We start from the raw sequence: 11,432 nt of genomic DNA on the forward strand, positions 1-11,432 counted from the left end.
CAATCCTTTAAGATGTATTCAGATATAAAAGGAGAAATCGATGTCCCGCCAAGTTATTCATACTGAAAATGCCTCTGCTGCGATTGGTACTTATTCTCAAGCAATTCTCGTTGGTGAAACACTTTATCTTTCAGGGCAAATCGGTTTAGATCCGTACAGTATGGAATTGGTAGAAGGCATTGAGGCGCAAATTCGCCGAGTTTTTGATAACTTAAAAGCCGTGTGTGAAGCCGCAGGTGGCTCTCTGGCTGATATTGCTAAACTCAATATCTTTTTAACGGATTTATCTAATTTCCAACTGGTCAACCAAATTATGGGGGAATATTTTGCTCAACCCTACCCAGCACGTGCTGCGTTAGGTGTGGCAAGTCTACCTAAAGGAGCGTTGGTCGAGATGGATGGCATTGTGATTATTCCACAATAATTTATAAAATTAATTCAATCACCACCTTCAATATTTAGCTCTAAACTATATAAATCTCTTGCGTGAAATCCGAGCAGAACTCGGATTTCCGCTCAGATGATGTTTTTCTATTCAAATTCCCAATGATAATAATTCTCTTTTTAAATGAATGTTATTGACAAACGATAACAATTATCAATAATATTACTTATCGTATTTAAATTTATCTGGCTCGCAGTCATGTACGTATGTTTGTGTCGTGGTATTACAGATCAAGATATTAAAGATGCCGTTGCTAATGGTGCAGAAAGCTATCGCGAAATCCGTGATTTGCTTGATCTTGGTACATGCTGTGGTCGTTGTGCGCCTGAAGCTCGTGCCATCATTAGTGATGAAATTGCAGAGATTGCGGGACGTATTGCCGTCGCTGCCTAAGAATAACAATATTTATAAATGTAATGGTCTCTATCCCCCGCTTTTGACTCTAAGCGGGTTTTATTTTTCTAGTTTAATATCCAATTGTTTTTGATTGCGATTTTCATTTGCCGTTCAATAAAGCACTCGCCTTTCAGCATTTTCTTGTTTAAGATTTACAGAATAACAGGCTGTTATAGTCTAACTTACAATTTTAAATCAGCATTGATTGATGGAGTTTATGCTATGAAAGGCAATCGCGATGTGATTAACCAGTTAAATCAGGTGCTCTATCATCATTTAACTGCTATTAACCAATATTTCCTGCACTCAAGAATGTTTAATGACTGGGGCATTGAACAATTGGGTTCTGCCGAATATAAAGAATCGATTCGTCAGATGAAACATGCCGATAAAATTATTGAACGGATTTTATTTTTAGAAGGCTTACCAAATTTACAACACCTCGGTAAACTTTATATCGGTCAACACACTGCTGAAGTTCTGAATTGTGATATTCGCAAAGTGAAAGAGAACATTGAAAGTATTAAAACAGCTGTGACTTTGGCTGAACAAACCTTAGACTATGTAACGCGTGATTTGGTTCAAGAAATTCTAGAGAAAGAAGAAGAGTATTGGGACTGGCTCACCACTCAACTTGATTTAGTCGAAAGTGTTGGCATTGAAAACTATATTCAAAGCCAACTCTAATCAATAAAAAAGCCAGCGTATTGCTGGCTTTTTTAGGTCTTTTATTGAGCTGGTTCTCACAAAGATTCATAGCTCACATCGACATGTTTCAACTCTTTTAATAACCATAATTGGTGACGTGCCCCCTGTTCATCCCCATTAAAGGCAAGAACACGTGCATATTTCAACAAATCATATTTGGTTGGATAGCACTGTACCATCTCATGAATTTGCTGTAATTCAGCTTTACTCAATACCGTGTTCGGGTTCAATCGAATCCATGCAATTCTGCGACTGAGCTCATCTAAGACATAAATGCGATCATGATTGGTAATTTTTTCAGGGGTATGTTCATAACGCATCGATTGATTCAGTTTTGGCACCGCAACCATATAATCACGATGAATTAACACCAAAAGCAAGCCCCCTACAACAAACATCATTTGTGTATATTTAGGCGCTAAAGTCCAGACTTTCAGTTGAGTTTCCTGCGACAGCACCAAACCTACGATAAAACCCAATGGTAATAAGAAGTAAGCATAGTTCTGTGGATACTCCAATAAGGCATGCACCAATACTGCCACAATCATCAAAATACCAATCACGGATTCTGTAGAATTCACTCTACTAATTAGGCGATATCCAAGATAAATTAAATAACCCAAAAATGGTACACCGATCAGTAAGCCATTCCATACCAAGAAATCCAACACAAAATTATGCGAGCTTCGTACCCATTCAGGAATACGATAATATTCACTTACAGCAACCTGAGCCACACTGGTTTGATTCCAACCATAACCAAACCATGGTTGGTCTGAAATGGCGTAAAGCATTTGTTGCCATATACCTAAACGTAAATGCCCTGTACTTGCCCGCTCAATCGCTGTTGGCGAGTCCGCAATTGCCAAATGTGCAACTTGCGCCACCCAATGATCAACGATTGGCATGACTAAAATTAGCCCAATAAATAAACCAACCCAAGTCAGCATTGAATACCATTTAAGACGCAAATATCCTCTATATTGCTGATAGAAGAAATACACTAAAAATAGAATACAGACCACCCATGAAGTTCTAGACTGACTTAAGACTAAGGCGATTAATATCGTTAATGAGCAGAGACTTAAAATCCACGCCTTGAGCTTACTTTTCTCAAATAAATACAGAATCGCCATTAATGAAAGGATTAGGAAAGTAGCCATATTATTCGGCTGGGCAAAATTCGCATAAGGACGATTACTGCGTAAATTGGCTATCCCAGGAATAGAATTTTCAATGGTGAGCCACTGACAGATTGCCATCACTCCTGAGAGTGTACCGACCACCAACAATACATAACTCAAATTCGTAAATACTTGTTCTCGATCTTTTAGGGTTAAAGATAAGTTATAACCCAATAGCATACTTAACCAAAAAGCAAAGACAAAAAGATTTGAAATTAAAGCAATACTAAAGAAAAATTCCAGCCCAAATACCCATTGCAACAATGGAATAAATGCCATAGCAACTAGTGGAAGTGTCAAAACTGGTACTTTTATTTTTTGCTGAAGAAAAATGGCGGTGAGCGCAAATAAAGATAAAAAAGCAAATAACTCACCCGTGTAAGTCACCCAAGGGCGATAGTGAACGGGTAATAGCCATGCCAGTGCAATCAGCACACTAGCAAGTAGAGAAAGAATAAATTTCATGGGGCGCTACAGTTGCAGGACTGCGCATAGTGTAATTCAAAATGTTGGTTTTTTCTGCGTTATTGAGTTCTTTCAATACAAGCAAGTTACTCAACGTCCTGCTCATTTTAATCAATATTCTTTTAGCATCTAATTAAATTCAACATTGATTCAAACATTTCCTTTACTCAATTTCACTTTTCTAAAACTTGCTCTTCTTTTCCATCCAGTAAAGACTGATATGAAAATTCTAGGCCATACATTATCTGCAATATCTTCAATTGACGTCTTGCCTCATCAGAATAACCATTAAATGCCAAAAGTTGAGCTGACTTATGGAGATCATAAGGCTTCAAATATGATTTCACCATATACTGTGAATTTTGGATTTGCTGCTGATTAACCTTCATTTTAGGATAAAGTGCCAACCAATGAGCACGCTGATTGAAATTATCAAAAAAATAAAGTCGATATGGCAATTCTACATTTGATTTTAAATTCCCCATTGCATGCAATCGTCCTGCAAAAAGGTTATCTTCAACTTTCACATATTCAGATGCAATAAACGTCAGTCCCAATAGACTCAATACAAATATGTATATAATATAAATTTTCTTAATAATTAATTCTTTATGCTGTTTATTGATTATCAAAGTACCGCACATTAAACCAAAAGGTAATAAAAAATATGCATAGTAAAGTGGATACTCTAATAAAGCATGAATAATAAAACTAGAAATGATTAGAAATACAAAAGCTCCTTCGATGTTTGATATACCTTTAAAGAGATTAAAGTAGAAATATGTGAAAAATAAAATAATCAACAGACCTAATGGAATACCACACCACACCAAGATATCTAAAAATAAATTGTGCGCGCTCGTAGCCCACTCTCTACCCGATATTGCATCAACGACATTAAACTGAGCTGCTGTAGTCTGATTCCAACCATAACCAATCCATGGACTCTGAACTATAGCATGATACATTTGGTTCCATATATTTAAACGCCCAAAGCCCGTAGTTGCTCGATCATAAACAGTATGAGTCGAATTTATACTAAAGTAATGACTTAGAAATGAATTCAAATAAGGTAAAACCAAACTCACAAAGATAAAATAAACAATTGAATATAAAATTGTTTTCTTGCTTAACCGTAGTGATTTTTTTCTAACATAATAAAAAAGAAAAAATGATATGAATACTGTAATTAACCATGCTGTTCTTGATTGGGTTAATGCAATTGAAAATAATAGCAAGCCACCAAAAAAAACTAATAGTATTTTATTAATTCTATATTTTTCAAAAAGGTATAAACATGAACAAATACCCGCATACAAAAAAGTAGCTAAATGGTTGGGTTGAGCCATATTCGCATAAGGCCGATTACCTACATAGCTCATAATAAATGATGATGCTTGTGCAAGGCCCAACCACTGAAAATACATCATAACACTGGAGACTAAGCCACAGAATATAAAGACATAAGCAAGGAAGTTATATAAATTGAAACTATCCCCTCCATTTAGCTTATTTTGATCTATAGTTAAATTAAAACCTATAACCAAAGTAAGCCAAAAATAGAAAAGATAGCTAAAAGATAATATTGCATTTGAATAAAAGAAAACTTGCCCTAAAGCATATTGCACCAAAGGAATGAGTGAAATAAATAGAAAAGGGATTAAAATTCTAGGCACAACAACTTTCTTTTGCCACAGAATAGGCAATAAAAGAATTACACCGATAAAAGCACATAGCTCAGAAAAAAATCCTGGCCAAGGACGCGTATGAACAGGATTTAAAATAGATAAGCAAAAGAACAAAAAGGAAATAATTAATAATGGCTGGAATAATCGACTGAAGCTCATGATCTAATATTAAACTGCTTAAAAATTCATTCTTATGAATGTACTATATCAGTTAATTCAATATCTTTCCTTGTCTTTTCATCGACTTCAAGTCTATCCTAAGCAACACATTAAAATTAATGACCTCGACAATTTGCAGGCGCATATTTCTCATTCTCTGGTTTATCTACACTACACACCCATGTAATCTGCTTTTCTGGCACCACTGCTGCTGCAATAGGTTTAACACCTTCCGCACCATCATAGGGAGTAAGGAATAGCTGCATATTTTGTGCTTTATCTGTATAACTAATGGTAATTTTACCAGTATCTTTAGAGGTTTCTATATCCGCCACAATATTAGTAGGTGCAAAATTTGGAAGACCTTTGGTTAAATCCGACGCACCAGTACCCACATTTTCGACAATGATGGTTTTATATGGAATAGTTAATTCCAATCCTTCCGTAACTTTTGCACGAACCATATATAGTTGATACGCTGGGACTGCAATAGCTGCCAATACTCCAATAATTGCAACTACGATCATCAGTTCAATTAAAGTGAATCCTTTTTGCATTTTTTCACCTTACTCACTTTTCTAATATCATGATTATACACAAACCATGCCAACTCTTATCTTATTGTTTTCTATTATTTTATTTTTTAATTCAAAGCATTTAATGGCATAAAATGACCATTTCAGTCATCTATACACATTTAATATCTAATTTTTTACAATAAAAAAGCCAGTCTAACTTTTAGTTAAACTGGCTTTCTAAACTTAATTAATTAAATTAGACACGGCAGTTCGCAGGAACATATTTAGAGTTCGCTGTATTATTAACCGCACATACCCAAGAAATTTGATTCGCTGGAACTGTTTTATTTTTAATAGCAGTACCAGTTTCAGCACCATCTTTAGGTGTCAATGTGATTACTACACCTTTTGCATCAGCTGTATAAGTAATTGTAATCACACCAGTAGTTGGAGCCGCTTCTATTTTTGATACATTTTTAGTAGCAACAAAATTAGGAATACCTAAAGTTAAGTCAGAAGCACCATTACCCGCATTTTCTGCAATTACAGTTTTGTAAGAAGAAGCTAAGTTCAAACCTTCCGTTACTTTTGAACGTACGATGTAATCTTGATAAGCAGGAATCGCAATTGCTGCCAAAATACCGATAATAGCGACAACAATCATTAATTCAATAAGAGTGAAACCCTTTTGAGCGTTCATAACATTCTCCACAAATGTTTTGTTTAGTTTTTTTTAAGCTTTGTAAAGCAAGAAGCGCTTTTGTATGCTTTGTTTATAATTAGCACGGAATGTGCCAAGATTTATTATAGTTAAATCCAACAAAAAAACAGCATCTTAGCCATATTTTTTTCAAATAAATTTCACTCATTATTCTTCCAAATAAGACAAAATAGATACGTATGTGACAATAATTGTTAGTTTTAAGTTTATCACTCAGCATGTTTGTGTCTTAATTCTCATTCTTAATCTAAAATAATCGGCTCATTGGGTAATTCATTGATTTGATCGATTTCCTTTTCAGCATAAAATTGCTGTAGCAATTTTCCGACACTAGAAATTGCTTGTATGACGGCCTCATCATATTGATGTTGACCAAATTGTTGCACCAAGTTCTGACAAATTGAATTCCATACCTCTTGCTCAGTCGCTTGCTGTAATCCACGATCAAAAACTAACTCGACCTGTTTCTCACATAAGTTTAAGTACAACAATACCCCACTGTTATGCTTGGTATCCCAAACACCCAATTCCGCAAATAACTGCTCTGCACGTTTTCGTGTATTTTGCCGATAGGCTTGCAAACATGGTAAATGTCCTTCGATTACCACTTGAATCTCACCCACATGCCCCTGCTCTGCATGCTGTACAGCAACTGCTATTTTCTTCAAATCGGCAGATTTAAAATAGCGTCGTGTATTTGAAAAATAAAAACAATGCTTGAGCCAACGCTTAAAACTAGGTTGAACATGTTCTTGTAATTTCGGTGTTGTGACTATCTGAGTTGAATCTGTTTTTGTTACCATGAGCCTGAAGCACCTCCTCCACCAAAACCCCCACCACCGCCTCGATAGCCACCACCTCCACCAAAGCCACCACCACCTGAACCTCGTCCAGAACCTGAAGCCAGTATTTGTAAGATCAACTGTGCCAATGAGGTAACGAGCAGTAAGAAAATACCCAATCCAACCAAGAGGCTGGTCAATAAACCCACACCACTGACCAAGCCCGCAACCACACCTGCTACACCCGCAGTCGCAGCACTAAGGCGCTTACCGATCATCATCGATGCAAAAGCGCCAACCACAATAATAATTAAGGCATAAGTCCAGAATTGTGATCGCGCGTGTTGTTCATGTAATGCCTGAGCTTGTTGCTCTTGTAATTCTTGTGCTGCTTGTTGCGCAATTTCAGGGTCTAGATTCAGAATTCGCTCAATCTCACTGAGTCCAGATTGAATGCCTTGTGCATATTGGGCTTGTTTAAAATATGGCGTGATCTCGTTACGAATAATGCGCCCAGCAACGATATCAGGCAGCACGCCTTCTAAACCGTAACCCGTTAAGATCTGAATTTTACGGTCATTGATTGCAATGACCATGAGTAAGCCATTATCGCGCTTGGCCGTTCCTAACTGCCATTGTTCAGCGACTCGCATGGCATAATCAAAAATGGCTTCCTGCCCCGTAGTAGGCACAATTACCACACCAATTTGCGCTTTACCTTGTTCATACAATTTTAAAATGTGTTGGCTCAAGGCCTGTTTATCTGAATCAGACAAAATATTGGCTTGATCAATAATAGGTGTATTTAGGCTTGGTAATTTGCGCATTTGCCCATCAGCCAAATCATTTGCTACTTGTACTGAGGATGCTGCCTGTTGTTCAGCATCTAAAGGTTGCGTGCCTTTTTTTGCCTGCTGAATAACCTGCTCAATCACCACAGCATCTTCTGCATCATTGACGGTGGAAGATGCTTCAGCCCAGCAGATTGAACAGAAAATTAAAGACAGCAAAGCACTTAACAGGAACCGTACAGCCTGCTGGATGGGGTACTTTAAGCAATACATACACTTATTCCAGTTCAGTTGAATGTTTAATCAAAAGATACTTTGGGTGCAGTTTGCGCGCTTTGTTCCGCACTAAAGTTTGGTTTGGTGTGCATCCCAATGACTTTTGCGGTCATCACCTGCGGGAATTGACGGACATAGGCATTGTAATCTTGCACCGTAGTGATATAGCGATTACGCGCCACAGCAATCCGATTTTCAGTACCTTCCAGTTGCACTTGTAAATCACGGAATTGTTCATTGGCTTTTAAATCAGGATAGTTTTCGGATACTGCAATTAAACGTGATAATGCACCCGTCAACTGACCTTGTGCTTCTTGATACTTTTGAAAGAGTGCTGGATCTTCTAGCACTTCTTTATCGACTTTTAAACCTGCAACATTGGCTCTGGCTTGTGTGACTTCAGTAAGCACTTGCTCTTCATGTTTGGCGTAGCCTTTAACCACATTCACTAAATTCGGCACCAAGTCTGCACGACGTTGATACTGGTTTTGTACTTCTGACCAAGATGCAGTCACAGCTTCATCTTTAACTTGTAAAGTATTATAGCCACAGCCTGTCAACATCAAGCTCCCGCTCAACAACACAATTAACGCACTCTTTTTAATCCACGGCATCGTTCATTCCTCATCTTTTTCTTGGTATGTCATTTCTTATTGAATGCAAATATTGTAGACCGAATTGATTTTCGTTGTGTTTGATTTATTTAATCGTCAATTGGCATGAAAAATCGGGGAAAGTCCCGACTTTAATTATGATACAGATACTGTCTCTGCCATAAATTCCTTCATCTGGTAATCCTCCGCCAAGCGTTGTTTCCAGTAATTCACAATTTGACTATAGTCATGTGCCGCAGGATGGAATTCCTTTCGGTAATAGCTCAAATATTCAGGTGCCAATTGAATCAGCATCTTCAGTAACAAATACCCGCCAAAAAGATTCCCTTTCACCTTCAATAGACTTTTATTACGATCTTGCCAAAACAAACGACTGGTCGAATAAAAAGTTAAACTGGCAAAACCTGTAGTGACACTGCGCATTATCATGCGACGGATTACATCATCCCCATAAACATGCTGATAAACATCAAATGCTACTGACCGATGTTCAATTTCTTCTATAGCATGCCAGACCCATAATTTTTGCGCATCTTCCTCCAAAGTACTGAGAACTTCAGGATGACGTAAAATATATCCTCCCAATAGCGCGGTAAAATGCTCAAAGGCACAGGTAATTGCCAACTGGATTTTGGGATGTAAGTTTTTGACATGGTGATCTTTGCGTGCCAACCAATCTTGAAAACGATCTAAATTATAGTCTTCACGTCGCCACGCTTGATTAAACTCCATGTGGGCTTTGGAATGCATGGCTTCCTGTCCAATAAATGCAGCGATTTGGGCTTGCAACTGTGCATCGGTTACCTGATCCCTTACATTACGCACGCTATGTACAAAAAATTGCTCGCCTATTGGAAAGGTGGAAGACAACGCGGTCAGTAAATGCGACATGACGGGTGAGTTGGCAAAATAATGGCGACGAATGGCTTTGGGATTAAACTGCAATTTTCGAACAGTAATTCCGTGCGCTTTAGGACGATTTAAGTATGATTTTTCTGTCGTCTGTTTCAGCATGATGAATTCTCAACATTAGCAAAGTTCAGATACTCAGTATCTAAAGGTCATGTCCTTCACTAAATGGCAAAAATGCTTAGCTGATTAACCAAAAGAGTCAACCCGACCGTTGGTAAGCAATTTATAAACCAACAAAAAACCCACCGAAGTGGGTTTTTATAAATCTAGAATGTTGAACGAGATAAATCCTTCTTACACATCTAGGTAATCTAAAATACCTTCTGCGGCTTGACGACCTTCCCAGATAGCGGTTACAACCAAGTCAGAACCACGCACCATGTCGCCACCCGCGAAGATTTTCGGGTTAGAAGTTTGGAATTTATATTGTTGTTTTTCAATAGCAACAACTCGACCCGAACCATCTAAACCAATATTCGCCCCTGCAAACCAGTCAGCAGGACTCGGACGGAAACCAAATGCAAGTAATACTGCATCTGCTGGTAAAATTTCTTCAGAACCTGGAACAGGTTCTGGGCTACGACGACCACGACTATCTGGCTCACCCATTTGTGTGGTTACAAATTTCACACCAGTCACTTTTCCATTTTCACCAACAATTTCAATTGGTTGACGGTTGAATAGAAACTTTACACCTTCTTCATAGGCATTTTTCACTTCACGCGCAGAACCTGGCATATTGCTTTCGTCACGGCGGTATGCGCAAGTTACATCATGCGCGCCCTGACGCAATGAGGTACGGTTACAGTCCATTGCAGTATCGCCACCACCCAGCACAACCACTTTTTTACCATCAACACTGATGTATTCGCTTGGATCTTTTTCCCAGCCTTGGCAACGGTTCACATTGGCAATCAGAAAGTCCAGAGCATCATAAACACCATCCATATCTTCCCCTGGGAAGCCACCTTTCATGTAGGTATAAGTCCCCATCCCCATGAACACAGCATCATAATCTGCAAGTAACTGTTCGATGGTAATGTCCGTACCAATTTCGGTGTTTAAACGGAACTCAACGCCCATCCCCGTGAAAATTTCACGACGACGTTTCATCACGTCTTTTTCCATTTTAAATTCAGGAATACCAAAGGTTAATAAACCACCAATTTCAGGACGTTTATCAAATACTACTGGTTTTACCCCGTTACGCACCAAAATATCAGCACAACCTAAACCCGCAGGTCCAGCACCAATAATCGCAACTTTTTTGTTGGTCCATTTCACATGGGACATGTCTGGACGCCAGCCCAAAGCAAAAGCCGTATCATTGATATATTTTTCGGCATTACCAATCGTTACTGCACCAAAACCATCATTTAAGGTACATGCCCCTTCACACAAACGGTCTTGAGGACAAACTCGACCACACACCTCTGGTAAGGTATTGGTTTGATGGCAAAGCTCTGCTGCTTGGAAAATACGACCTTCCGCAATTAATTTTAACCAGTTTGGAATGTAGTTATGGACTGGACATTTCCATTCACAATATGGGTTACCACAGCCTAAACAACGGTGGGTCTGATTGGCAGCCACTTCCGCAGTAAAGGGTTTATAAATTTCCACAAACTCTGCTTTGCGGACAGTAATATCTTTTTTCTCTGGGTCTTGGCGTGCGACATCCAGGAATTGAAAGTCATTATTTAGGCGCTCTGCCATGTCTCTCTCCGTGGGTAGGTGCAGTCATTTTTCTCTGCTGCACCTGCCTATATATCT

The 11,432-nt window shown here is 38.4% G+C and carries 12 protein-coding genes; 3 read left to right on the plus strand and 9 right to left on the minus strand.

What is annotated here, in order from left to right; translation table 11 throughout:
• Positions 1–40 precede the first annotated feature (40 nt).
• From I593_RS16400 to bfr, 3 genes are all read left to right on the plus strand, one after another.
• The gene (locus I593_RS16400) at positions 41–424 is read left to right on the plus strand and encodes a RidA family protein (protein WP_016168689.1); all 384 of its coding nucleotides are present in this window, start codon (positions 41–43) and stop codon (positions 422–424) included.
• 219 nt (positions 425–643) lie between these two features.
• Entirely contained in the window at positions 644–838 is a 195-nt protein-coding gene (locus I593_RS16405) for a bacterioferritin-associated ferredoxin (RefSeq protein ID WP_016168690.1), read from the plus strand.
• 225 nt (positions 839–1,063) lie between these two features.
• Positions 1,064–1,528 (plus strand): heteropolymeric bacterioferritin subunit Bfr, encoded by a 465-nt coding sequence (gene bfr, locus I593_RS16410; protein ID WP_016168691.1) that lies wholly within the window; start codon positions 1,064–1,066, stop codon positions 1,526–1,528.
• A 56-nt stretch (positions 1,529–1,584) separates the two neighbouring features.
• Here the strand turns inward: bfr and I593_RS16415 are convergent, their stop codons facing one another.
• From I593_RS16415 to I593_RS16455, 9 genes are all read right to left on the minus strand, one after another.
• Positions 1,585–3,198 carry a PglL family O-oligosaccharyltransferase gene (locus tag I593_RS16415; protein ID WP_016168692.1) on the minus strand — a complete coding sequence of 538 codons (1,614 nt, stop codon included), beginning with the start codon at positions 3,196–3,198 and terminating at the stop codon, positions 1,585–1,587.
• 173 nt (positions 3,199–3,371) lie between these two features.
• On the minus strand, positions 3,372–5,045 hold the full coding sequence (locus tag I593_RS16420; RefSeq protein WP_016168693.1) for a PglL family O-oligosaccharyltransferase: 1,674 nt from the start codon (positions 5,043–5,045) through the stop codon (positions 3,372–3,374).
• A 116-nt stretch (positions 5,046–5,161) separates the two neighbouring features.
• A complete protein-coding gene (locus I593_RS16425; RefSeq protein WP_016168694.1) occupies positions 5,162–5,602 on the minus strand; it encodes a pilin in 441 nt (146 codons plus the stop codon).
• Positions 5,603–5,819: 217 nt separating this feature from the next.
• Positions 5,820–6,263, minus strand: coding sequence for a pilin (locus tag I593_RS16430; RefSeq protein WP_016168695.1), 444 nt, complete (start codon positions 6,261–6,263; stop codon positions 5,820–5,822).
• Between the two features lie 263 nt (positions 6,264–6,526).
• Positions 6,527–7,087, minus strand: coding sequence for a TPM domain-containing protein (locus I593_RS16435; RefSeq protein ID WP_016168696.1), 561 nt, complete (start codon positions 7,085–7,087; stop codon positions 6,527–6,529).
• The gene (locus I593_RS16440) at positions 7,081–8,130 is read right to left on the minus strand and encodes a TPM domain-containing protein (RefSeq protein ID WP_016168697.1); all 1,050 of its coding nucleotides are present in this window, start codon (positions 8,128–8,130) and stop codon (positions 7,081–7,083) included. Before I593_RS16440 ends, I593_RS16435 begins: the two co-directional genes overlap by 7 nt.
• Positions 8,131–8,156: 26 nt before the next feature.
• A complete protein-coding gene (locus I593_RS16445; protein WP_016168698.1) occupies positions 8,157–8,747 on the minus strand; it encodes a LemA family protein in 591 nt (196 codons plus the stop codon).
• 135 nt (positions 8,748–8,882) lie between these two features.
• Positions 8,883–9,761, minus strand: coding sequence for a metal-dependent hydrolase (locus I593_RS16450; protein ID WP_016168699.1), 879 nt, complete (start codon positions 9,759–9,761; stop codon positions 8,883–8,885).
• A gap of 192 nt (positions 9,762–9,953) precedes the next feature.
• Positions 9,954–11,375 (minus strand): FAD-dependent oxidoreductase, encoded by a 1,422-nt coding sequence (locus I593_RS16455; RefSeq protein ID WP_016168700.1) that lies wholly within the window; start codon positions 11,373–11,375, stop codon positions 9,954–9,956.
• Between the last annotated feature and the right edge of the window lie 57 nt (positions 11,376–11,432).

The organism is Acinetobacter tandoii DSM 14970 = CIP 107469, from assembly GCF_000400735.1.
Taxonomy (GTDB): Bacteria; Pseudomonadota; Gammaproteobacteria; order Pseudomonadales; family Moraxellaceae; genus Acinetobacter; species Acinetobacter tandoii.